Genomic DNA, 21,843 nt, shown 5'->3' with positions numbered 1-21,843 from the left:
CAGCGAGGCTTGTCAAACGGAAAGAGGTCGGTTTCATGCAGGCTTTTCTCCTGAAGTGAGTTATTTATCGGCACAGCCCGAAGCGGACGGCGAAAACGCCAGTTCGGCCGTGTTGAGATCGCGCAGAATCACGCAGACGTAGGCGTCGTCCCTGTTTGGATCGGGGTCGCTGGGTGGGCCACCTGCTGGGAAGCGGGCTACAACAGTGCGCTGTTCGCGAGGTTTCGTGATAGCTTTGGTCTCTGGATTTTCTGCTGTGCCCCATGTCCATGTGACTGCCACCGGCTGGCTCCAGTTAGCAAGGCCGGGATAACAGCAGGCGGCCGCGCCTCCTCCGGCATGTCTGGTCACATTGCCCGCCCAATACTTGTCGATGAAGATGTTCATTGCGTAGCGGTCCGTATGATTAACGGGCACCATCGCCATGGCGCTTCCGCCAGATGCAAACGGATCATCCGGCAGTGCGGCGGACCCCGCACACGCCGACAGCGTGACCAGTGCGCACGCAGCGAGGCTTGTCAAACGGAAAGAAGTCGGTTTCATGCCGGCTGTTCCTGTTGTAGTCGAAGCGGACGGTCTCCGAGCGTTTGCCTGCTGTGGCAACCGTGCAGGCAACAAGGATCCGCTGTGCGCGGAGAGAGGGTCTCTTCGCGCTACCTTTGTCGGCAGGAATTTAAGCCGTTTTCAATATCGGCTATCTTATTAAGCTGATGAACCACGTCAGCGTGATAGCGAATGCGGGATAGGGATGAGGGGAACGCGCGAGAATCCAGGGCGGACTCGCGATGAAGCCAGCTATTGCCGTCAATTTCGCGACGTGGTGCGGCGCGGGCGCCCCATGCCGGCATAGTCCGGCAGCGCATCCACCGTTTTGCCGATGGCCTTCGCATAGAGCGGCAGCATATCCGGCAGGCGCTTGATGATGTCCTCGCGGCGTGCCGGCGTGTACGGATGCACGTAGATGAAGCCTTGGTCGCGATCGCTGCGCGTCGCCGACGCCAGCTTGTCCCACAGCGTGACCGCCGCGCGCGGATCGAAGCCGGCGCGTGAGGCAATATCGCTGCCGATCACGTCGGCTTCGGTTTCGTCGGTGTTCTCGTACTTCATTTCCAGCAACCGCGAACCGATGCCGAGCGGCGCTGCGCCGAGATCGGCGAGACCGAAGAGCTGCGGGATCGTGCCGGATGAGTCGAGCTGGCTAGCCTGTAGCTCGCCGAGCCGCTCGCGCGCATGCTCACGCAGCGCGTGCGCGATCTCATGACCGATCAGCATGCCGAGTTCGTTGTCGTTCAGGCGCGCGCGGTCGAGCAGGCCGCCATACACGACGATCTTGCCGCCCGGCAGGCAGTAAATGCGGACATGGGGCGAGCGCACCACGGCCACATCCCATTTCCAGCCTTTGGCCCGCTCGTTCCACTTCAACGAGTACGGGATCAGCTTGTCGACGATCGAACGCACGCGTGTGACGTGGGCGTCGGTATCGCCGTAAAGGCGGTTCGCGTGCTCCGCGCCGTACGCGATCTGGTTGAACTCTTCGGCGGCTTGGGCCTCGAGCATCGGCGATGGGATCAGGTTGCGGAACACCAGATAGCCGCCGTAGCGCAGCTGCGTGTTCGGACTACTGTAAGACGGGGAGGCCAGCGCGGCGGTGGTTGCGGTGGGCGTTGAGGTCGCTGCAGGTGCTTTTGCGGCGGCGGCCGGAGTCGAGGTAGGCGCGGGCGTTTTGGCTGTGACCGGCTGCGCTGGCGAGGCAGGCGGCGTGAGAGCCGCAGGCGCGCTGCCGGGGCTTGTTGCGCTGTTCGCGCCGGGCGCCGCCGATGTCGCGTTCTCGGGGCTTGCCGCGCCCGGTGCCGACCTGGCCGCCGGCGCCGTGACGGGCGCAGGCGCGGGCGCCGCTGCATTGGTGCCGACCGCCGGCATAGCCGTCGCGGACGCGCGCAACGGCGCTGTCAACGTCAGGCTCGCGCAACCGAGCGCCAACGCTGCACGCAGCACCGCGCGGCTGGCCTTGAGCGGCGCAATCCGGCAGGCATCCGGATTCGGGCGCATCACGCGCTTTGACTGAAGCGCCGTCACGGCCGGGTTCTCCAAGGCGCGATGCGCAGCAGAAGCAGCATGCCGGGCAGCCCCAACGCGGTACATGCGAGGAAGTAGTCGAACCAGCCGATTCGCGCGACCACATAGCCGCTCGCCGCCGACGCCAACGTGCGCGGCACCGAAGCGAGGCTCGTGAAAAGCGCGAACTGCGTGGCGGTGTAGCGCGGGTCTGTCGTGCTGGCGATATACGCGGTGAAGGCCGCCATCGTCAGACCGGTCGCGAAGGTTTCCAGGCCGTAGACCAACGCCAGCGCGACCGAGCGCGGATCGAGCTGCACGGTCCAATCGACGCCGATCAGCGCCAGCAGCGTTGATGTGCCCTGGCTCAGCCAGACGGCGATGTCGTAAATCACGGCAAGTCCAGGCGAAGCCGGACCAAGATGCGCAAGCCACGCAAAGCCGAGCGTCGAGACCATCTGCAGGATGCCGAAGATCCACAGCCCGCGACCAATGCCGACCTTCATCAGCCAGATGCCGCCGACAATTCCGCCCGCCAGACTCGCGCCGAATGCGGTGGTCTTGGCGATCACGCCGATCTGCGTGCGCGAAAAGCCGATGTCGAGAAAGAACGACGTGGACAGCGTGGTCGCCATCGTGTCGCCGAGCTTGTACAGGAAGATGAAGCCGAGCACGAACAGCGCACCGCGCCAGCCATCGCGTTGAATGAACTCTGTGAACGGCTGGACGATGGCTTCGCGCAGATTCTTCGGCGGCGTGCCGTGCACCGCGGGTTCGCTCACCACCAGCGTCATGATCATGCCCGGCAGCATGAATGCGGCGGTGACGATAAAAACAGTGGTCCACGGCAGATGGTCGGACAGAATCAGCGCGAGCGACCCCGGCACCAGCGCGGCGATCTTGTACGCGTTCACATGCACTGCATTGCCGAGACCTTGTTGCGTATCGCTCAACAACTCACGCCGGTAGGCGTCGATCACGATGTCCTGGCTCGCGCCGAAGAACGCGACCAGCGCTGTCAAAGCCGCCACCGTCCAGATTGACTCGCGCGGCGACACAAAGCCTAACGTCGCGATCGCGCCCGCCACCAGAATCTGCGTGACCAGCATCCACCCGCGCCGTCTGCCCGGACGCCAGCCCGGAAAACGCGGCACGTAGCGATCCATCAGCGGCGCCCAGATGAATTTCCAGGTGTACGGGAACTGAATCAGCGCAAAGAGGCCGATTTCCTTCAGATTGACGCCTTCGGAGCGTAGCCACGCCTGCACCAGATAGACGAGCGTGAACAGCGGCAGTCCCGACGTAAAGCCGAGAAAGACGCAGATCAGCATGCGCGTATTCAGAAACGCGCGCCAGCCGGGATGTTCTTCGTGAGCGGAAAGTGCAGGCGCCTCGTGCGGCGGGTTCGACATGTGGATAAGTGGGGTTAGCTTTTCTTGACGCGATAGACCGCAAGACTACCACGCCAGTTCACGCCCCACCGCACCACCTGGCCGTCGTGCAGCACCACGCGGTCGAGAATTTCAATGCCGACTTCCGGCGCCAGCGCCTCGAAATCCTTGATGGTCAGCACCCGCACGTTCGGCGTGTTGTGCCACTGATAAGGCAGCGACTTCGACACCGGCATGCGACCCTGCAGCACGGAAAGCCGGTGCGCCCAGTAGCCGAAATTCGGGAACGATACGATGCATTCCTTGCCCACTCGTACCGTTTCGCGCAGGATCGCGGCGGTCTGATGGATGGTTTGCAGTGTTTGCGACAGAACCGCGAAGTCGAAGCTGCCGTCCTCGAAAAGACGCAGGCCGTCTTCCAGATTCTGCTGGATCACGTTGACGCCGTTTTGCGTCGACGCCAGCACGCCGGCGTCGTTGATTTCGATGCCGTAGCCCTGCACGTCCAGTTCTTCGGTCAACAGCGACAGCAGCGACCCGTCGCCGCAGCCGAGGTCGAGCACGGTGGCGCGCGGTTCGACCCAGCGGGCGATCGCGCGGAAGTCAGGGCGCAGCGCCAGGTAATCGAGTGCTCGCTGGTTCATGCGTTCACCTCGTTCGCAATACGTTCGTAATAGGCGCGCATCAGGTTGTGATAGCGCGCGTCGTCGAGAAGGAAGGCGTCATGGCCGTGCGGCGCGTCGATTTCCGCGTAAGTCACCGTGCGCTTGTGGTCGAGCAGCGCTTTCACCAGTTCGCGTGAGCGGGCCGGCGCGAAACGCCAGTCGGTCGAGAAGCTGGCGATCAGATATTTCGCCGTGGTGTGCGCGAGGGCGGCGGTCAGATCGCCGTCGAAGGCTTTGGCCGGATCGAAATAGTCGAGCGCGCGGGTGATCAGCAGATACGTGTTCGCGTCGAAATAATCGGCGAATTTGTCGCCCTGGTAGCGCAGATACGACTCCACCTCGAATTCCACGTCGAAGTTGAAGTTGTACGCGTCCAACGCGCCTTCCGCGCGGCGCAACGAACGGCCGAATTTCTCGGCCATGTCGTCGTCCGACAGATACGTGATGTGGCCGATCATGCGTGCCACGCGCAAGCCGCGCTTCGGCTTTACGTTGTGCGCGTAGTAGTTGCCGCCGTGGAAGTCGGGGTCCGACAGGATCGCCGAGCGCGCCACCTCGTTAAATGCGATGTTCTGCGCCGAGAGCTTTGGCGTGGACGCGACCACGATGCAATGGCCGACCCGCTCCGGATACATCATGCTCCACGCGAGCGCCTGCATGCCGCCGAGGCTGCCGCCCATCACCGCGGCGAAACGCGTGATGCCGAACTCATCGGCGACGCGCGCCTGAGCGTTGACCCAGTCTTCGACCGTCACGACAGGAAAGGTCGCGCCGTATGGGTTGCCCGTTGACGGATCAATGCTCATCGGCCCGGTCGAGCCGAAGCACGAGCCCAGGTTGTTCACGCCGATCACGAAGAACGTGTTGGTGTCGAGCGGTTTGCCCGGACCGACCATGTTGTCCCACCAGCCGACGTCCTTGGGGTTGTCCGCGTACATACCCGCCACGTGGTGTGAGGCGTTGAGCGCGTGACACACCAGCACGGCATTGCTGCGCGCGGCGTTCAGCGCGCCGTAGGTCTCGACCATCAGGTCGTAACCGGCCAGCGAGCTGCCGTTCTGCAGCTGCAGCGGCGCGGTGAAATGCATTTTTTGGGGAGCGACGATACCGATCGATTCCATTCATTCCGCCATTTAACAAATACAGGGCGGCTAGATGGCGTCGGCGAGGCACGGAGGAGAAACAGTGTGCGCAGCTGACGACCTCTTTAGCCGCATTTATAGTGAACCGCGGGAAACGTTCCCGGTAGTTCGCGCGCCCGCAATCGAGTCAGCAAATCGGCGCGTGGAGGTGTTCTGGAGAGCGGCCTTCAGTGCATCTGGGGGCTGCAGTCAGGCGCAAAGTATAGCGGAAAATTTCACGCGGCAGCGTCGTGGACGCCTCTGCGCGCTCGTGGACCGCGCGGACTACTGAAGGATCAGCAGCAGTTGTGCGTCGGCGTGTTCGGCGGGCGGTCGCGCAAAGCCGCTGCGCACATACCTGTGCCAGCGGCCGATGATGTAGCTCAGTAAGAGGCTCGCGCGAATCGCGGGATCGTAACCGATGGGTAGCGTCATGGCCGCGTGGGCGTTTGTGTTGTCGGTAGCGTTCGCGTCCATTTGAGCGAGCCGCAAACACTGTTTCAACGACGCCTCGACCCGCTCCAGCATCTGATTGACGCGTTCGGTCAGACGTTCATGCTCGCCGACCAGCGCCTCGCACGTCAGAACGCGCGTCATGCCGGGATTTTTCGCGGGGAAGTTAAGCAGCATCAGCGCGATCGCGCGGGCCTGCAGCACGCCGTTGCTTTCCTTGTCGGCGATCTGGTTGATCAGGCCAAAGATGGTTTGCTCGATGAACTCAATTAGCCCTTCGAACATTTGCGCCTTGCTGGCGAAATGCCGGTACAACGCGGCTTCCGATACGCCAAGCCTGGCGGCAAGCGCCGCAGTGGTGATTTTCTCGCTCTTCGGCGCCTCCAGCATCGTGGCGAGCGTCTGCAGGATGTGCACGCGGCGCTCGCCCGGCTTCAGGCGCGTCGCACGCGGAGCGGGTTCGTGTTCGGCTACGGCTTCGTCAGGCTTGTCGATCGGCTGCATGGCTGTTGCCCCGTCTGCTGTCCCTTCAATCGAACCGAGCGGGTGCCCAGTCGTAGCGATTTTAACGAACGAATGCTTCGATCGACATAGTGCGGCCTGCCGGTGCCCGGCAACCGCGTCGGCACGCCGTCCGCGTGCGGTTTGCGCGGCAGATGGCCGGTGATCCACACGGTGCGGATGCCGAGCCGCCGGTAGTTCTTCAGATGCGAGCGTGTGTCTTCGACGAGGATCACGTCTTTGAGCGATACGTGCGCGTCGCGCATCGCCCGGCGCAACATCGCGTGATCGGGTTTGGCGCGCCAGCGGCGGCGATCGCGCATGTGCTCGATCGCAATCACCTGCTCGAACAGGCGTTCGATGCCCAGCTCCGCGAGCACCGCGCGCGCGTAAGCCTCGGGCGCATTGGTCAGCACGATTTTGCGGCCCGGCAGCGCCGCGACGAGGCGCGCGACGCCGCGCTCGTGGCGGATCATCGAGCCAAGATCGGGAAACGTGTGCACGACTTTCAGGAAGTCGTTCCCGTCGAGCGGATGGTGGCGCGTCAGACCGAGCAGTGCCGCGCCGTAGCGTTGCGTGTAGCCGGTGCGCAGACGGTTGGCCTCGGCGATTTCGACGCCCAGCGTGTCGATGATGTACTGCGTCATCCCCTGATTGATCGCCGGGAAGATCGCGTGCGAGGCGTGATGCAGCGTGTTGTCGAGATCGAACAGCCAGACCGGACGGCCACCAGCGATGTGTGGACGACGGCGTCGGGAAGTGGGGGTACGCATGATGGAGGACGCCGTTCAGGCGCGAGCCGTCGCTTCACGCAGCAAACGCGGACGGTTCGCGGCGCACGCGGCGGCGGCAATAGAGGGGAGAACGTGTTTGCGCCAGAGGGTGGCGCGCCGCGGGCCGTTAGAGATACCGGCAGCGCGTCTGCACGGCACACCAGGCACGCCGGGTTGGCGTACCGTGCGTGCCGGGTTTGGGGCAGGGATCAATGCGAGCGGATCATCGTGCCGAACGGTTGTTCGGTGAGAATCTCCAGCAGCACCGAGTGCTCGATGCGGCCGTCGATGATGTGCACCGAACGCACGCCGCTCTTCGCTGCATCCAGCGCCGACGAGATTTTCGGCAGCATGCCGCCGGAGATCGTGCCGTCTGCGAACAGGCCGTCGATTTCGCGCGCCGACAGATCGGTCAGCAGGTTGCCTTCTTTGTCCATCACGCCGGGGATATTGGTCATCATCACGAGCTTTTCGGCGTTCAGCACGACCGCCAGTTTGCCCGCCACCAGATCCGCGTTGATGTTGTATGACAGCCCGTCTTCACCGAAACCGATCGGCGAGATCACCGGAATGAACGCGTCGTCCTGCAGTGCCTTCACGACCGCCGGATTGATTGCCTCGACTTCGCCCACCTGGCCGATATCGACGTACTGGCCCGGATTGTCGCGGTCCGGCATCAGCATCTTGCGCGCGTGGATCAGACCGCCGTCTTTGCCGGTCAGGCCGACCGCGTGGCCGCCGAAATGGTTGATCAGCGTGACGATGTCCTGCTGCACCTCGCCGCCGAGCACCCATTCGACGACTTCCATCGTTTCTTCGTCGGTGACGCGCATGCCCTGAATGAACGTGCCCTGCTTGCCGATTTTCTTCAGCGCCTGGTCGATCTGCGGACCGCCGCCGTGCACGATGACCGGATTGATGCCGACCAGCTTCAGCAGAATCACGTCGCGCGCGAAGCCCTGCTTCAGGCGCTCTTCCGTCATGGCGTTGCCGCCGTATTTGATGACCACGGTCTTACCGTGATATTGACGAATGTAAGGCAGCGCCTCGGCCAGGATTTCAGCCTTCAGGGTGGGCGCGATCTGCGAAAGGTCGGGAAGCTCGGACATGGCGGCAGGCTCAGGCACGGAACGGTTAAAACAGGGCGAATTGTACAGGACTGGCGCGGTGCAACAGGGTTTTCGACACCGGCGCCGACGGCGGGCGGCGCGCGCTTTGCGCACTGCGCAATGAACGGCCGCAAGGGGCGACCGACAATCAAGCGTACCGGCATTGGGTCGTGCCCGTGAATTGGCCGAACGGACGACTCACCGAGGCTCGCCAGACGTGGCATCATTTCCTGATCCAGGCTGAAGCGAGATCATTCTGCCCGTCATGAAACCGTCCGCCTCCCGCTCCCGGAGCAGCGCGCTTTGCCCGCGCTGTGGCCATGCATTCGATTGCGCCATGCATGGAGTGCCATTCGACTGCTGGTGCCGGGAGATGCCGGCAATGCCGGCAGACAGGCTCGACCCGGCTGGCCGCTGCCTGTGTCCTGAATGTCTCGCCGCGGAAATCGCACGAGCGGCACACGCGAGGCCGGGCGGCGGTTCACCTTGAATGCCGGGCGCGCCGTGTTGGTGATCTATGCCGCGCGGTGCTGGACCGCAAGCGAGCCCAGATCACGTGCAACAGCTTCCAGCGCCGAATCCCATTGGCCGAACCGTGGCTGCCGGTATAGCGTCGCGCTCGGGTACCAAGGGCTGTCGCGCCGGTCGAGCAGCCAGACCCAATGCGGATTGACGTCGAGCATCACCCATGTGCGCTGGCCGAGCGCACCACTCAGATGCGCCGCGGACGTGCAAACCGTGATGACCAGATCGAGCGCGCTGACAAACGCGGCCGTGTCGTCGAAAGTGGCGAACCCGGCCGTGTAGTCGGTCATCGGCAGGCGGGCTGCACGCGCGGCTGTAACGTCCGCCTCTGCGCCCGGCTGTAGCGAATAGAACGCCACGTCTTGCATACCGCCGAAATGCGTCGCGTAGCGTTCCCAACCCACCCGCCGGAATGGATTGCGTTGATGGCCGGGGCTGCCGGTCCATGTCAATCCGACTTTGAGCCTCGTTTCTCCGGCCAGCCTCTGTTGCCATGACTCAATGGCTGCGGCGTCCGCATGCAAATAGGGCGTCGTAGCGGGGATCGTCTCTTCGCGCGTGTCGAAGATCAAAGGCAGGCTCAGTAGCGGAATCTCGTAGTCGAACGGCGGCAGGGATTCGACGCCGCCCCCGGCCGAATAATTGTCGACATGATCGCCAAGGCTGCGAGCGAGCAGCGCGCCCATCTGCGGAAATGAATTCCAGACGAGACGGCCGTCCTCGCGATGAACGCGCTCGGCCAGCAGCGGGATATAGCGGCTGAACTGCAAGACATCGCCCATGCCTTGTTCGCCCCACACAAGCAGCGTTTTGCCGGCGAGCGGTTCACCTCGCCAGGTGGGCGCCGGCATTGCCGGGCGGTTGCCGCCCAGTTCTAAAGAACCTTCCCAGCGCGCTTCATGGGCGTGCCAGCCGTGCGCGTAATCGCCTCGCATGAGCTGCAGCATGGCGAGATTGGAGCGCATGGTCGCGTCGTTGGGCGCCAGTGCAACGGCTGTTTGCGCGGCTTGCTCTGCCTCGTCCCAGCGTTGCGTTTCACGCAACGCCAGCGCATAGTTGTTATGCGCCAGCGAGCTATGCGGTGCGCATTGCATGGCTTGGGCGCCGGCTTCGAGCGCGCGCGGCAGATTCAAATTGACGCGGCTTGCATGGGCGAGATTGATCCACGCGTCGCCTTGGCCGGGTTCGTCATGAATCGCGCTTTCCAATAGTGCGAGCTGTTCGTTCAGGTCGCCGCCGGTGATCGTGAGCGCTCCAGCGAGATTGTTGCGCAACCGCGGCAGTTTCGGATCGATTGCAAGTGCGCGACGATATGGCGCGATTGCCTCGCTATGTCGGTTTGCCATCTGCAACGCGTAGCCGAACCGGAAGTGTGCAAGAGCGCGGCGGGGCGCGAGTTGGGCAATAATTGCGGCGAGTTCGATCGCGTCGTCGTGACGATGCTGTTCGAGCAAAGTAGTAAAGAGCGATTCGATCGAGTCGTCGTCGAGTGGATGGACTTGTGCAGCGGCATCGAGCCAGCTAGCCTCGGCGTCCGTGCCGTTTTGCCGGGCTGCGGCGGCATGTCGCAGAAAGTTCAGGAAAGCTGACGAGGCGGGCGTCTCGTTGTCAGAGGTAGGCAGCATGGATGAGTTGGGGCGGCGCAATAACCGATTCTGATTGATCGGCCCGAGCGACGCTGTCGCAAAAATGCCATGTTACCGGCACGCGGTCTCAAGGTAAGTCGGACTAGTCCGAACAGTTAAACTAAAGTCATGCATCGTATAACCAACACCGGCCGGGTCAACCTCGGTCATCTGTTCTGGCTACGCAGCCTCGCCATCATCGGCCAGTTGATGACGATCGCGTTCGTGCAGACCTTCATCGGCGTGCACTTGCCGTTGCCGGCAATACTGCTTGTGATCGCGCTCGAAGTGATCTTCAACGGACTTACGTGGTGGCGTGTCTCCCAGCAGCGGCCCGAGTCCAATCTCGAACTGTTCGGCCAACTCTGGGTCGATCTCGGCGCGTTGTCGGCGCTGTTGTTCCTCTCCGGTGGCACCACCAATCCATTTGTTTCGCTGTACCTTCCATCGCTCGCCATCGCCGCAGCCGTGTTGCCGTGGCATCTGATGGCGTGGCTCGCCGCGTTCGCGGTGGCCTGCTACGCCGTGCTCGGGTTCGATTCGGTGCCGCTGAATCTCGACAATCCGGCCAGTCTGTTCGAATACTATCGCGCCGGCATGTGGGTGAACTTCATGGTCAGCGTCGGCTTGATTGCGTGGTTCGTCGCGCGCATGTCACGCGCGCTGCGGCTACGTGACACAGCGCTCGGAGACGCGCAGCAGCGCTTGCTTCACGATGAACGTGCCGTCGCACTCGGTGTGCAGGCCGCGACTGTCGCGCACGAAATTGGCACGCCGCTGTCTACAATTGCAATGTTGTCCGAAGAATTGCGTGACGCGGCACGAACCGATAAGGGGCTCGCGCCCTACAGCGCCGATCTGGAGTTGCTTGAACAGCAAATGACGCTATGTACTTCGGCGCTTGCGCGACTGCGCAGCCGTGCATCGACGACCACCAACCGGCAGAAGGTCAGTGAATGGCTCGAGTCGTTCGGCGAGCAGTGGCGCTTGCGTCATCCGCATGTGAAGTTCAAGCAGATCGATGTGCCGCCCGCGGATGTGAGTCTTGACGATACGGTTGCCGTCAGTCAGATCCTCACGATTCTGCTCGACAACGCCGCGCGTGCGAGTCGCGATCACGTAACGTTGTCCTGCGTGCTCACCGCTCGCGGCGACCAGATCGTATTCGAAGTGTGCGACGCGGGTCCCGGTATTCCGGCCGCGTTACGCGGGTCGCTCGGCACGATGCCGGTCGACAGCACCCAGGGCGGACACGGCGTGGGCCTGTATCTGGCATTTTCGGCCGCGGCACGTCTGAAGGGATCGATCGAGTTGACCGATGTCAGTGAGATCAAACCGCGTGGCACGCGCGCAGTGCTGGGACTGCCGCTTGCGGCGCGCAAATTATCCGGCGCGGGCCGTCAAGGCACCGCGCCGTCCAACACGGAGAAACAGGCATGAGCGATATGAATTTTCTGGTGATTGACGACGATGAGGTGTTCTCCGGCATCCTCGCCCGCGGGCTGACGCGGCGCGGTTATACGGTGGCCGAAGCGCACAACGCTGACGAGGCGATCAAGTTGGCGAATCAGCAGAAGTTCAGCCAGATCACGGTGGACCTGCATCTCGGCAACGACTCCGGCCTTACGCTCGTCGCGCCGCTGCGCGATCTGCAGCCTGACGCGCGCATGCTGGTGTTGACCGGCTATGCAAGTATCGCCACGGCGGTGCAGGCGGTGAAAGACGGGGCGGATAACTACCTGGCGAAGCCCGCTAATGTCGAAACGATCTTGTCGGCGCTGCAAAGCGAAGCGAGCGCGCTGCAAGCCGAAGAGGCGATCGAGCATCCCATGCCGTTGTCGGTTGCGCGTCTGGAGTGGGAGCATATTCAACGCGTCCTCGCGGAGCACGGCGGCAATATTTCAGCGACTGCGCGTGCGTTGAACATGCATCGTCGAACGCTGCAGCGCAAGTTGGCGAAGCGGCCGGTCAAGCAGTAAGCGCTGCGTCCTGCATGGGTCCTGCTTGCGCTTGCGGGCCGGAAAGCAAAACGGGCTGTCTTTCTCAAGACAGCCCGTTTTTTTACGCCTCACGCATGATCGGCACCTGGCGAGACGCGTTTTTTTAACGCGACATCAACGTCGGCATCGAGATCACAGCACGTAGCGCGATAGATCCTCGTCGTCCGCCACTTCGTTCAGCGCGCGATCGACATACGCCGCGTCGATCTGCACCGTCGTGCCCGAATGATTGCCCGCTGCGAACGAGACATCTTCGAGCAGTTTTTCGATCACTGTGTAAAGGCGGCGTGCGCCGATGTTTTCGGTCTTCTCGTTGACCGAGTACGCGATTTCAGCCATGCGGCGAATGCCGTCGTCGGCGAATTCGAGGTGGACGTCTTCGGTGGCCAGCAGTGCCTGGTATTGCTTGACGAGGCTCGCGTCGGTCGATACCAGGATCGATTCGAAATCGCCCACCGACAGTGAATCCAGCTCGACCCGAATCGGGAAACGGCCTTGCAGCTCCGGAATCAGATCGCTTGGCTTGGCCAGGTGAAATGCGCCGCTCGCGATAAACAGAATGTGGTCGGTCTTCACCATGCCGTACTTGGTGTTGATCGTGGTGCCTTCGACGAGCGGCAGCAGATCGCGCTGCACGCCCTGACGCGACACTTCCCCACCGCCTGCTTCGTTGCGCGATGCGATCTTGTCGATTTCGTCGAGAAACACGATGCCGTTCTGCTCGACGTTCTGCACCGCCTTGGCTTTCACCTCTTCGTCGTTGAGCATCTTGCCGGCTTCTTCGTCCGTGAGGACTTTCAGCGCTTCCTTCACCTTCAGCTTGCGGCGCGTTTTCTTGCCACCGCCGATGTTCGCGAACATTGAACGGATCTGCTCGGTCATGTCTTCCATGCCCGGCGGCCCCATGATGTCCATACCGGCTTGCGGTTGTTCGACGTCGAGTTCGATTTCCTTGTCGTCGAGCAGGCCTTCGCGCAGACGTTTGCGGAAAGTCTGACGCGTGGTGCTGCCTTCGTCGACGGTGTCCGCGGCGCTGGAGCTCGCGCCGAAGCCGACCGGCCGTGCGCTCGGCAGCAGGATGTCGAGGATGCGGTCTTCGGCCTGATCTTCGGCCTTGGTTCGCACTTTGCGCATTTCCGTTTCGCGCGTTTGCTTGACCGAGATTTCGATCAGATCGCGCACGATGCTGTCGACGTCGCGGCCCACGTAACCAACCTCAGTGAACTTGGTGGCTTCGATCTTGATGAACGGCGCGTCGGCCAGTTTCGCCAGACGCCGCGCGATTTCGGTTTTGCCGACGCCGGTCGGTCCGATCATCAGAATGTTCTTCGGCGTGATTTCCTGGCGCAGCGGATCTTCGACCTGCTGACGTCGCCAGCGATTGCGCAGCGCCACGGCAACCGCTTTCTTTGCGCGGCCTTGGCCGATGATGTGCTTGTCGAGTTCCGAGACGATCTCGGCAGGGGTCATGGTGCTCATCGTGGGTCCTTACTCGATCGTCTCGATGACGCGGTTATGGTTCGTATAGATGCACATGTCGCCGGCAATCTCCAACGACTTCTCCACGATCTCGCGGGGCGACATCTCGGTGTTGTCGGCGAGCGCCTTCGCGGCGGCCTGCGCATAGGCGCCGCCCGAACCGATCGCGCAGATGCCGCCTTCCGGATCGAGCACGTCGCCGTTACCGGTAATGACGAGAGTCGTGGTGGCGTCCGCGGCGATCAGCATCGCTTCGAGACGACGCAGCATGCGGTCGGTACGCCAGTCTTTAGCGAGTTCGACCGCGGCGCGCGTCAGGTTGCCCTGATGTTTTTCCAGCTTTGCTTCGAAGCGGTCGAGCAGCGAGAAGGCGTCGGCCGTGCCGCCGGCGAAGCCGACCAGCACCTTGCCGTTATAGATGCGCCGGACTTTCTTCGCACCGCCTTTCATGACGATGTTGCCCAGCGTTACCTGGCCGTCGCCGCCGAGCGCGACCTTGTCGCCCCGACGTACGGAGACGATCGTCGTGCCGTGAAATTGCTCCATATGCGTTCCTCTTTGCAAAACGGGTAGGACGCGGTGGCGCAGCGCCACCGCATGAATCCTGCAAGCGGACGGCGCGCAACGCTGAAACGATCAACCGGTCGGCGCGCGCTCGTGCAACGCATGTTCGACTTATTTTAGGGCGTGCGCGGTCATATCAAGAGCCGGCAAATGGCATAAGACGAAAACACGGTATTCGCGGCGCAGCCCAAAAAGCGTCGCGCAAAAGAAAAAAGGCGCACAGATCACCGTGCGCCTCTCGACGAAGCAGCGTAAAAGGGCGCGGAGCCGAAGCCGCGCCGCAGGCGTTCAGTCGCCGAACAGCTTCTGGCGCAGTTCGCGGCGTTCCTGCGCTTCGAGCGACAGGGTGGCCGTGGGCCGTGCGAGCAGACGCGGAATGCCGATCGGCTCGCCGGTTTCTTCGCACCAGCCATAATCGCCCGAATCGATGCGCGCGATCGATTGCTGCACCTTCTTCAGCAGCTTGCGCTCGCGGTCGCGCGTGCGCAGTTCCAGCGCATGCTCTTCCTCGATCGTTGCACGGTCGGCCGGGTCCGGCACGATTACGGTTTCGCGCAGGTTCTCGGTCGTCTGGCCGGCATTGCGGAGAATGTCCGCCTGCAGCTGTTCGAGCTTGTTCTTGAAGAAAGCGAGCTGATCCGCATTCATGTAATCCTTGTCGCTCATCTTCAGGATTTCGGCTTCAGTCAAGAGTCGTTTCGTCGTCATCTGGCTTGCTTCTTCAATGTGAGGCAAAACTCTTACATAGTGCCCGCACTTTCGTGTTGCCCGCAGAAGCGCCACGAGGACGCTGAGCGCCAAGGCGTGCACGGACGATGGACTGTCGTGACGCCGAAGCGCCTTGCGCCCACGCGCCGGGCGTTGTTACGCCAATGCGGGGCCGAACTCCTCTGGAAACCGATTCTCAAATGCTCCTGAGGCATTGCTTGCCGGCAGCGCCTTGTCAGCTGTGCCAGCCGGCATTGTCGGCGTGTCTCCGGACAAGATTTTCCGGCGCCGTTTCAGGCCCGGCGCGGAATACGCGCTGACCGGGCAATTCGTTGTCATTCTCCAGTGGGCACGTATTGTAACTGAATCACAATCCGGCACCGCAACTGGTGAAAATCCCCCTGCGGCGCATCGATATCCCGAAAATATAACGCGCGCACGATCAAAAAGCGATGGTCGTGCACGCTTTAATACAGCAGGGTTTTCACGCGTTTTTCATACGCCGGACTTTTCAGCGACCTTGCGGTCGCATCCCGGCGTATTCGGCAGATGATTGCGTCGGCGCTCTCAATGCGTCAGTGCGCGCGCCTGCGGTGTGATCGCTCAAGCACGGGGCGTGCCGCACCCTGCTACCGCGCGACATGGCACTACGCTTACACCAGGCAGGCGTCCAGTCCGTCGGTGATCAGGTCTTGCGGCAGTTCGATGCCGATGAACACCATCTTGTTGGTCTTCTTTTCGATTGGCTGCCATTTCGCGGCCAGATCGCTGCCCATCATCTGGTGCACGCCCTGGAACACCACCTTGCGGTCGACGCCCTTCATATAGAGCACACCCTTGTAGCGCAGCAGGCGCTCGCCGTAGATCTGCAGAATGCCGCCGAGGAAGTCCTCGAGCTTGTTCGGATCAAACGGACGGTCGCTGCGGTAGACGAACGATTTGATCTTGTCGTCGTGATGCGCGTGGTGGTGATGCGCGTGATCGTGGCCTTCGTGGTCGCACTTGCCGTGGTCGTGATCGCAGTTTTCGTGATCGTGGCCGGCGTGCTCGTCGTGCGTGTGACCGTGCTCGTCATGCGCGTGAGCGTGGCTGTGTGCGTGTTCGTCTTCAGCGAGGAAGTCCGGATCGATTTCGAGCTTCGAATTCAGGTTGAAGCCACGCAGGTCGAAGATTTCCTTGATGTCCGCTTCACCGAAATTGACGATCTTGATCGCCGCCCTCGGATTCATGTGCAGCAGGCGGTGGCGCAGATCGTCCATGTGCTGTTCGTCCACCAGATCGGCCTTGGTGATGAACAGGCGATCGGCGAAGCCGACCTGGCGCTGCACCACTTCGTGCTCATCCAGCTGATGGTTCGCGTGCTTCGCGTCAACCAACGTGATGATCGCGTCGAGCAGGAATTCGTCGGCGATCTGGTTATCCATGAAGAAGGTTTGCGCGACCGGGCCTGGATTCGCGAGGCCGGTGGTTTCGATCACGACGCGGTCGAAATCCACTTCGCCGGACTGCTTCTTCGCAGCCAGATCGCCCAGCACGCGGGCGAGGTCACCGCGGATCGTGCAGCAGATGCAGCCATTGCTCATCTGGATGATCTGTTCGCTCGTGTCCTGCACGAGGATTTCGTTATCGATGTTCTCTTCGCCGAACTCGTTCTCGATCACGGCGATCTTCATCCCGTGCTTTTCGTTCAGGATGCGCTTGAGCAGGGTGGTTTTGCCGCTGCCGAGAAAGCCGGTCAGGATGGTGACTGGGATCATATGGGTCGCCTTGTACGTGAGTCTGTGCGGAATCGTGATGTGCAGCGAATGCGTCTGTTAATCCGGGTTGCCGGGTGCAGCAGCCTGACGGCGCGCGGCCCGATCTGGCCAGATATTGAAACATATCTGTCAAGCCGGCGCTGGCGGCGGGGCCGATCCCCTCCACAGCGCGCGGGAAATAGCCCTGAAACTATGGGCGATCAGGCAATTTGCAACAGCAGGCCCTTCAGATATTCGCCTTCCGGGAAGGCGGTGAGCAACGGGTGGTCGACCCCGGCGCCGAGGCGCTTGAGAATCCGCGCGTCGACGCGGGCGTCGGCCGCCGCGCCGGAAACGATCTTCTGGAACAGTTCGGAATCGATCGCGCCGGAGCACGAATACGTGAACAGCAGGCCGCCTGGGCGCAGCAGCTTCAGGCCGGTCAGATTGATATCCTTGTAAGCCCGCGCCGCGCGGTCCACGTGTTCACGCGATGGCGCGAATTTCGGCGGATCGAGCACGATCAGGTCGAAGCGCTCGCCTTCGTCGTAAAGGCGGCGCAGGGTTTTGAACGCGTCCGCGTCGAGCCAGGTGGCGCGCTCGGCGTCGAAACCATTGGCTGCCACGTTCTGCTGCGCGAGCGCCAAAGCCTCGCCCGATGAATCGATCGACACCACGCGTTTAGCGCCACCTTTCAAGGCCGCAAGCGAGAAGCCGCCGGTGTAGCAGAAGCAGTTCAGCACGTCGCGATCCTGCGCAAGCTGCTGTACCAGCAAGCGGTTGTCGCGCTGATCGACGTAAAAGCCCGTTTTGTGGCCATTGCGCACGTCGACGTGATAGCGCACGCCATTTTCGCTCGCGATCAGCGCCTCCGACGGCGCGTCGCCCGCCAGTACGCCCGTGATCTGCTCGAGCCCTTCCTTCTGACGAATCGACACGTCCGAGCGTTCGTAGACGTTCGGGCAGCCGGTCGCGCCGACCAGCGCGGCCACGATCGCTTCCTTCCACGCTTCCACGCCCGCCGCCATGAACTGGCACACGAGCTGGCTGCGCTGCCCTTCGTCCTCGGCGACGTAGTGATCGACGATCAGTCCGGGTAGTCCGTCCGCTTCGCCGAAAATCAGCCGCACGGCGCCGGTGTTGTGGACCATCGTTTGACGATGCGCCAGCGCGCGCTGCACGCGGCGCTTGAAGAACGCGTGATCGATCGGCTCGGTTTCGTCGAAGCTCCACACGCGCGCGCGAATCTGCGAATGCGGGCTGTAGGCCGCGCGCGCGAGGAAGCGGCCGTCGTGCGCGCGCACCAGCACGGTGACGCCGGGGGTGGGATTGCCGTCGACGCGATCGATCGCATTGGCATAGACCCACGGATGGCGGCGCAGCAGCGATTTTTCTTTCGACGGTTTGAGCGTAACGGTATTCATCAGGTGTCAGCAGAGCAATAGGCCGCGTGGGCAGACGCACGCAGCGGGTGAAGCGAAGGCGGAGACCGCAAAACCGCCCAATGCAAACAGCGGAATCAGTCGCGTTTTTTGGCGCGCGGATGCGCCTGATCGTAGACGTGCGCGAGATGCTGGAAATCGAGCGCGGTGTAGACCTGCGTCGCCGTGATGCTGGCGTGGCCGAGCAGTTCCTGCACGGCCCGCAGATCGCCGCTCGACTGCAACACATGCGTGGCGAACGAATGTCTCAGCACGTGCGGATGCACATTGGCGGGAATGCCGGCGACCAGCGCCGAGCGTTTCACACGATCACGCACCACATTCGGCGACAGCCGGTTGCCGCGCGCCGACAGAAACAGCGGATGCGGATCGTGCTTCACCATCTGGTCGCGCACCGCGAGCCACGCGCGCAATGCGTCGAGCGCTTTGCTGCCCACCGGCACGATGCGGCGACGGTCGCCTTTGCCGAGGACTTCGACTTCGGCGGAGTCGAGCTTCAGCCAGCCTGCGGAGCGGTAGCCGCCGGCATCGGCGAAACGGGCGTCGAGGCCGACCAGCTCCGACAGGCGCAAGCCCGACGAATAGAACAGTTCGAGCATCGCGTGGTCGCGCAAACCCTCGGGCGTCGCGGCGGGCGGACTTTCCATCAGGCGCGTGGCGTCGTCCACGGATAGCGCTTTGGGAAGCGCTTTGGGCTGCTTCGGCGCGCGTACCGAGGCGACCGGATTGGCCGGCAGATCGACGCGGCCCGCGAACCAGCGGTAAAACGCGCGCCAGGACGACAGCCGATGGCTGATCGAGCGCGCCGTCAGGCCGCAGGCGTGCGCTCGGGAAACCGCGCCGCGAATGTCGACGGCGGTGAGGCTTTCGAGCGGCCGGTCTTTGGCCAGCAGTTTCAGTTCCTCAAGCTCGTGGGTGTAGCCGCGCAGCGTATGCGTCGATAGTCGCCGCTCATGTTCGAGATTCGACAGATAGGCGGTGATCGGATCGGCTTCGGTCACGATGGTTCTAGCAGGTCAGCGCGGCAGCAGACGGCTCAGCGCCGCGCTTGCCAATGCGCCGATCTGCGTCAGAAAATCGGTCGCCATGCCCTCATGGAAGCGGCGTGCGTCGGCCGAACCCATCACCAGCAGGCCGAAGGTGGGCGCTTCTTCCTTGCCTTCGGGGTCGCGCAGCGCGAGCAACGCAATCGATTCGGTGGCGTGCGCGGACTCGGTCGTGCTGCCTGCCGCTGCGTCGTCGCTCACGGCCGACACTGCAGGAACCAGCCACTGTGCCGCTTCAAAACCGGTGTTCGCGCCGCAGTACGGCGTGGTGAGGCTATTCGCGAAGATCCGCACTTCCTCGCCGACATGACGTGCGAACTCGGCCTGTGCGTACGGCTCGGCGACGTCCCACACGCGCAACGCGGCTTGCGGCACATCGAAAATATCGCGCAAACCGGTGGCGATCGTGCGCGGCAGCGCGTACGGATCGCGCTCGGCCATCACGCGGATAGTCCAGCGATTGAATTTCGACGCGATGCTGTCGTTCTCGTGACCGTAGCGCAGCAGCTCGGCCAGACGGCGTTCGAGATGCTTGTTCTTGTCGCGCAGCATTTCCATCTGCCGCTCCTGCAGCGACGCCGCGGCTTTGCCGTGCGGGTTCGCAAGCCGGATCGTCGCGAGCATTTCCGCGTGTTCGGCGAAGAATTCGGGGTTGGCAAGCAGATATTCGGCGACTTCGCGATCGTTCATGGTTTCGGCTTAAGGACTACGGGACGACGCCTTCGGGCGGCGCATCGGTCATGAGTTCAGTTCGGTAACGCGTGGGGCATTGCACCGGCCATTCAATCGGCCAGTTCGATCTCGCCTTCAAAGACGGTTGCAGCAGGGCCGGCCATCAGTAGCGGCGCATCTTCTTGCGTGCTGTCCCACGTGATCGTCAGCTTGCCGCCGTGCGTGTGCACGAGCACCGGCGCATCCAGCAGCCCGCGACGAATGCCTGCGGCGACCGCCGCGCATGCGCCCGTGCCGCACGCCAGCGTCTCGCCGGCGCCGCGCTCGTAGACGCGCAGCTTGATCTCGCTACGGCCGACGATCTGCATGAAGCCTGCGTTCACGCGCTGCGGGAAGCGGGCATGCCGCTCGATCACCGGGCCTTCGACGAGTACCGGGAAATCTTCGACGTTGTCGACGACTTGCACGGCGTGCGGATTGCCCATCGACACCACGGAAATCCAGCGTGTCGCACCGTTCACGTCGAGCGGCCAAAGCGTGTCCGCGCCTTCGCGGCGGCCGTCGAGGCCTTTGATGGCGAACGGCACGCGCTCCGGTTCAAACACGGGCGCGCCCATGTCGACCAGGACTTCACCGTCTTCCTGCATGGTCAGCAGGATGGTGCCGTTCTGCACCTGCACGCGCACGCTGCGCTTGTCGGTCAGGCCGCTGTCGCGCACGAACTTGACGAAGCAGCGCGCGCCGTTGCCGCAATGCTCGACCTCGCCGCCGTCGCAATTGAAGATGCGGTATCTGAAATCGACGCCGTCCACCGTGGGCTTTTCGACCAGCAGCAACTGGTCGGCGCCGACGCCGAAATGCCGGTCCGCGAGCGCGCGCACTTGCGCCGGCGTCAGATCGACCGGGTGGGTGTAGCCGTCGAGCACGACGAAGTCGTTGCCCGCGCCGTGCATTTTGGTGAATTTCAGTTTCATCGCGCTATTGTAAGTGACGCGCCTGCCGGTGCGCCGCGCGCCGCATTATTTCCGCGTTCCGGCGCTTTTCCGCGTGAGCGGGTCAATACACGCTCGGCTCGCCTGGCGGCCGGGTTTTGAAGCGCTTATGCACCCAGTAATACTGCTCGGGAATCAGCGGAATCTGCTCTTCGAGGAAGGCATTCATGCGACGCGCGTCGATCTCGTCGTTGCCAGAAGGGTAGTTGTCCCACGGCTTGAATACCTTCAGGCGGTAGCCTCGGTAATTCGGCAGCACTTCGCCGATGAACGGCACCACCTGCGCATGGCCGACCTTGGCGAGCCGTCCAACGGCTGTCAGCGTGCACGCCGGAACGCCGAAGAACGGCACGAACGTCGAGTTGCGCATGCCGTAGTCCATGTCGGCGCCGAGCATGACGGGCTTGCGGTCGCGTAACCAGCGCAGCACAATGCGCGCGCTGTCCGCGCGGCTTGCCATATCCGCGCCAAAGCGGCCGCGTGCGGCCTTCGCCACCTCGTCGAGCACCGAGTTCGACATCGGCTGGTAGAGTGCGCCGCACTGCCGCTGCAGCGCGTGATTGATAAACACGGAGCCTGCCTCGATACCGACGAAATGCGCGCCGAGCAGGAGGGTGGGCGGCATGTCGGGATTCAGCAGGTCGATTTCGCTATCCACCTGCACGAGCTTTTCGAGCTTCTTCGCCGAGCCGAACCACTGAACGCTGCGTTCCACGTAACTGCGAATGGCGTGGCGGAAGTGTTTCTGAGCGATCTCTTCGCAATGCTCCGCGCTCCACTCCGGGAAACACAAGCGCAGGTTGATGTGGACGATGCGCTTACGGTTGCTGGGAACCTGATAAAGCAGCCAGCCCAGCCCGTCGCCCAGTCGCGCAACGAAACCGTACGGCAACAACGCCAGAAATTTCAGCAGTCCAATGGACAGGTAGGCGCCAAGACGACTCAACATGCCGTCCCTCCGTGTAGGGCGTCGAGCGACGCTTTGC

21 protein-coding genes are annotated in these 21,843 nt (G+C 62.7%); 3 read left to right on the top strand and 18 right to left on the bottom strand.

The features are described 5' to 3' along the window. Positions 1-60 precede the first annotated feature (60 nt). The 8 genes from ACAX43_RS30360 to argB form a co-directional block, all read right to left on the bottom strand. Complete coding sequence (locus ACAX43_RS30360; RefSeq protein WP_370712097.1) at positions 61-420, bottom strand: DUF3304 domain-containing protein; 360 nt, start codon at positions 418-420, stop codon at positions 61-63. 384 nt (positions 421-804) lie between these two features. Next, positions 805-2,049 carry a M48 family metalloprotease gene (locus ACAX43_RS30355; RefSeq protein WP_370712096.1) on the bottom strand — a complete coding sequence of 415 codons (1,245 nt, stop codon included), beginning with the start codon at positions 2,047-2,049 and terminating at the stop codon, positions 805-807. Positions 2,050-2,072: 23 nt separating this feature from the next. Beyond that, on the bottom strand, positions 2,073-3,467 hold the full coding sequence (locus tag ACAX43_RS30350) for an AmpG family muropeptide MFS transporter (RefSeq protein WP_370712038.1): 1,395 nt from the start codon (positions 3,465-3,467) through the stop codon (positions 2,073-2,075). A 14-nt stretch (positions 3,468-3,481) separates the two neighbouring features. Further along, positions 3,482-4,090 carry a methionine biosynthesis protein MetW gene (gene metW, locus ACAX43_RS30345; protein WP_325044186.1) on the bottom strand — a complete coding sequence of 203 codons (609 nt, stop codon included), beginning with the start codon at positions 4,088-4,090 and terminating at the stop codon, positions 3,482-3,484. Then, positions 4,087-5,232 (bottom strand): homoserine O-acetyltransferase, encoded by a 1,146-nt coding sequence (locus ACAX43_RS30340; protein ID WP_370712037.1) that lies wholly within the window; start codon positions 5,230-5,232, stop codon positions 4,087-4,089. Before ACAX43_RS30340 ends, metW begins: the two co-directional genes overlap by 4 nt. Positions 5,233-5,517: 285 nt before the next feature. After that, a complete protein-coding gene (gene slmA / locus ACAX43_RS30335) occupies positions 5,518-6,189 on the bottom strand; it encodes a nucleoid occlusion factor SlmA (RefSeq protein ID WP_370712036.1) in 672 nt (223 codons plus the stop codon). Then, positions 6,156-6,959 carry a pyrimidine 5'-nucleotidase gene (locus ACAX43_RS30330; protein WP_370712035.1) on the bottom strand — a complete coding sequence of 268 codons (804 nt, stop codon included), beginning with the start codon at positions 6,957-6,959 and terminating at the stop codon, positions 6,156-6,158. Before ACAX43_RS30330 ends, slmA begins: the two co-directional genes overlap by 34 nt. A gap of 209 nt (positions 6,960-7,168) precedes the next feature. Next, a complete protein-coding gene (gene argB / locus ACAX43_RS30325) occupies positions 7,169-8,068 on the bottom strand; it encodes an acetylglutamate kinase (RefSeq protein WP_007179687.1) in 900 nt (299 codons plus the stop codon). Positions 8,069-8,333: 265 nt separating this feature from the next. Here argB and ACAX43_RS30320 point away from each other — a divergent pair, with 265 nt between their 5' ends. Continuing rightward, positions 8,334-8,558, top strand: coding sequence for a cysteine-rich CWC family protein (locus ACAX43_RS30320; protein ID WP_370712034.1), 225 nt, complete (start codon positions 8,334-8,336; stop codon positions 8,556-8,558). 25 nt (positions 8,559-8,583) lie between these two features. Here the strand turns inward: ACAX43_RS30320 and ACAX43_RS30315 are convergent, their stop codons facing one another. Then, complete coding sequence (locus tag ACAX43_RS30315; protein ID WP_370712033.1) at positions 8,584-10,218, bottom strand: tetratricopeptide repeat protein; 1,635 nt, start codon at positions 10,216-10,218, stop codon at positions 8,584-8,586. Positions 10,219-10,347: 129 nt separating this feature from the next. Between ACAX43_RS30315 and ACAX43_RS30310 the strand changes: the two genes are divergently transcribed. Both ACAX43_RS30310 and ACAX43_RS30305 read left to right on the top strand, forming a co-directional pair. Beyond that, complete coding sequence (locus ACAX43_RS30310; protein ID WP_370712032.1) at positions 10,348-11,658, top strand: ATP-binding protein; 1,311 nt, start codon at positions 10,348-10,350, stop codon at positions 11,656-11,658. Next, complete coding sequence (locus tag ACAX43_RS30305) at positions 11,655-12,197, top strand: response regulator transcription factor (RefSeq protein WP_370712031.1); 543 nt, start codon at positions 11,655-11,657, stop codon at positions 12,195-12,197. Before ACAX43_RS30310 ends, ACAX43_RS30305 begins: the two co-directional genes overlap by 4 nt. A gap of 153 nt (positions 12,198-12,350) precedes the next feature. Here ACAX43_RS30305 and hslU read toward each other — a convergent pair whose 3' ends face one another. From hslU to ACAX43_RS30260, 9 genes are all read right to left on the bottom strand, one after another. Beyond that, positions 12,351-13,697, bottom strand: a complete 1,347-nt coding sequence (hslU, locus tag ACAX43_RS30300) for an ATP-dependent protease ATPase subunit HslU (RefSeq protein ID WP_370712030.1) — start codon at positions 13,695-13,697, stop codon at positions 12,351-12,353. Positions 13,698-13,706: 9 nt separating this feature from the next. After that, complete coding sequence (gene hslV / locus ACAX43_RS30295; protein ID WP_091797221.1) at positions 13,707-14,243, bottom strand: ATP-dependent protease subunit HslV; 537 nt, start codon at positions 14,241-14,243, stop codon at positions 13,707-13,709. Positions 14,244-14,549: 306 nt separating this feature from the next. Further along, positions 14,550-14,969 carry an RNA polymerase-binding protein DksA gene (gene dksA, locus ACAX43_RS30290; protein ID WP_035554081.1) on the bottom strand — a complete coding sequence of 140 codons (420 nt, stop codon included), beginning with the start codon at positions 14,967-14,969 and terminating at the stop codon, positions 14,550-14,552. 653 nt (positions 14,970-15,622) lie between these two features. Continuing rightward, the gene (locus ACAX43_RS30285) at positions 15,623-16,726 is read right to left on the bottom strand and encodes a GTP-binding protein (RefSeq protein ID WP_370712028.1); all 1,104 of its coding nucleotides are present in this window, start codon (positions 16,724-16,726) and stop codon (positions 15,623-15,625) included. Between the two features lie 200 nt (positions 16,727-16,926). Beyond that, positions 16,927-18,129, bottom strand: a complete 1,203-nt coding sequence (locus tag ACAX43_RS30280) for a class I SAM-dependent rRNA methyltransferase (RefSeq protein ID WP_370712027.1) — start codon at positions 18,127-18,129, stop codon at positions 16,927-16,929. A 95-nt stretch (positions 18,130-18,224) separates the two neighbouring features. Beyond that, on the bottom strand, positions 18,225-19,148 hold the full coding sequence (gene xerC, locus ACAX43_RS30275) for a tyrosine recombinase XerC (RefSeq protein ID WP_370712026.1): 924 nt from the start codon (positions 19,146-19,148) through the stop codon (positions 18,225-18,227). Between the two features lie 15 nt (positions 19,149-19,163). Continuing rightward, positions 19,164-19,883 carry a DUF484 family protein gene (locus ACAX43_RS30270; protein ID WP_370712025.1) on the bottom strand — a complete coding sequence of 240 codons (720 nt, stop codon included), beginning with the start codon at positions 19,881-19,883 and terminating at the stop codon, positions 19,164-19,166. 92 nt (positions 19,884-19,975) lie between these two features. Then, positions 19,976-20,839, bottom strand: a complete 864-nt coding sequence (gene dapF, locus ACAX43_RS30265) for a diaminopimelate epimerase (protein WP_370712024.1) — start codon at positions 20,837-20,839, stop codon at positions 19,976-19,978. 82 nt (positions 20,840-20,921) lie between these two features. After that, entirely contained in the window at positions 20,922-21,806 is an 885-nt protein-coding gene (locus ACAX43_RS30260) for a lipid A biosynthesis lauroyl acyltransferase (RefSeq protein ID WP_370712023.1), read from the bottom strand. Between the last annotated feature and the right edge of the window lie 37 nt (positions 21,807-21,843).

Origin of the sequence: Paraburkholderia sp. IW21 (assembly GCF_041321145.1) — a bacterium.
Classification (GTDB): domain Bacteria; phylum Pseudomonadota; class Gammaproteobacteria; order Burkholderiales; family Burkholderiaceae; genus Paraburkholderia.
This window is presented reverse-complemented; position numbering and strand designations above follow the sequence as displayed.

What these genes read in the sequence shown, in the direction of transcription:
- ACAX43_RS30355 (WP_370712096.1), bottom strand. Translation starts at nt 2,049, where the DNA reads ATGCGCCCGAATCCGGATGCCTGCCGGATTGCGCCGCTCAAGGCCAGC.
- ACAX43_RS30260 (WP_370712023.1), bottom strand. Translation starts at nt 21,806, where the DNA reads ATGTTGAGTCGTCTTGGCGCCTACCTGTCCATTGGACTGCTGAAATTT.
- hslV (WP_091797221.1), bottom strand. Translation starts at nt 14,243, where the DNA reads ATGGAGCAATTTCACGGCACGACGATCGTCTCCGTACGTCGGGGCGAC.
- ACAX43_RS30305 (WP_370712031.1), top strand. Translation starts at nt 11,655, where the DNA reads ATGAGCGATATGAATTTTCTGGTGATTGACGACGATGAGGTGTTCTCC.
- dksA (WP_035554081.1), bottom strand. Translation starts at nt 14,969, where the DNA reads ATGACGACGAAACGACTCTTGACTGAAGCCGAAATCCTGAAGATGAGC.
- hslU (WP_370712030.1), bottom strand. Translation starts at nt 13,697, where the DNA reads ATGAGCACCATGACCCCTGCCGAGATCGTCTCGGAACTCGACAAGCAC.
- ACAX43_RS30280 (WP_370712027.1), bottom strand. Translation starts at nt 18,129, where the DNA reads ATGAATACCGTTACGCTCAAACCGTCGAAAGAAAAATCGCTGCTGCGC.
- dapF (WP_370712024.1), bottom strand. Translation starts at nt 20,839, where the DNA reads ATGAAACTGAAATTCACCAAAATGCACGGCGCGGGCAACGACTTCGTC.
- ACAX43_RS30340 (WP_370712037.1), bottom strand. Translation starts at nt 5,232, where the DNA reads ATGGAATCGATCGGTATCGTCGCTCCCCAAAAAATGCATTTCACCGCG.
- ACAX43_RS30360 (WP_370712097.1), bottom strand. Translation starts at nt 420, where the DNA reads ATGGTGCCCGTTAATCATACGGACCGCTACGCAATGAACATCTTCATC.
- ACAX43_RS30315 (WP_370712033.1), bottom strand. Translation starts at nt 10,218, where the DNA reads ATGCTGCCTACCTCTGACAACGAGACGCCCGCCTCGTCAGCTTTCCTG.
- metW (WP_325044186.1), bottom strand. Translation starts at nt 4,090, where the DNA reads ATGAACCAGCGAGCACTCGATTACCTGGCGCTGCGCCCTGACTTCCGC.
- slmA (WP_370712036.1), bottom strand. Translation starts at nt 6,189, where the DNA reads ATGCAGCCGATCGACAAGCCTGACGAAGCCGTAGCCGAACACGAACCC.
- ACAX43_RS30285 (WP_370712028.1), bottom strand. Translation starts at nt 16,726, where the DNA reads ATGATCCCAGTCACCATCCTGACCGGCTTTCTCGGCAGCGGCAAAACC.
- ACAX43_RS30270 (WP_370712025.1), bottom strand. Translation starts at nt 19,883, where the DNA reads ATGAACGATCGCGAAGTCGCCGAATATCTGCTTGCCAACCCCGAATTC.
- ACAX43_RS30330 (WP_370712035.1), bottom strand. Translation starts at nt 6,959, where the DNA reads ATGCGTACCCCCACTTCCCGACGCCGTCGTCCACACATCGCTGGTGGC.
- ACAX43_RS30310 (WP_370712032.1), top strand. Translation starts at nt 10,348, where the DNA reads ATGCATCGTATAACCAACACCGGCCGGGTCAACCTCGGTCATCTGTTC.
- argB (WP_007179687.1), bottom strand. Translation starts at nt 8,068, where the DNA reads ATGTCCGAGCTTCCCGACCTTTCGCAGATCGCGCCCACCCTGAAGGCT.
- ACAX43_RS30320 (WP_370712034.1), top strand. Translation starts at nt 8,334, where the DNA reads ATGAAACCGTCCGCCTCCCGCTCCCGGAGCAGCGCGCTTTGCCCGCGC.
- ACAX43_RS30350 (WP_370712038.1), bottom strand. Translation starts at nt 3,467, where the DNA reads ATGTCGAACCCGCCGCACGAGGCGCCTGCACTTTCCGCTCACGAAGAA.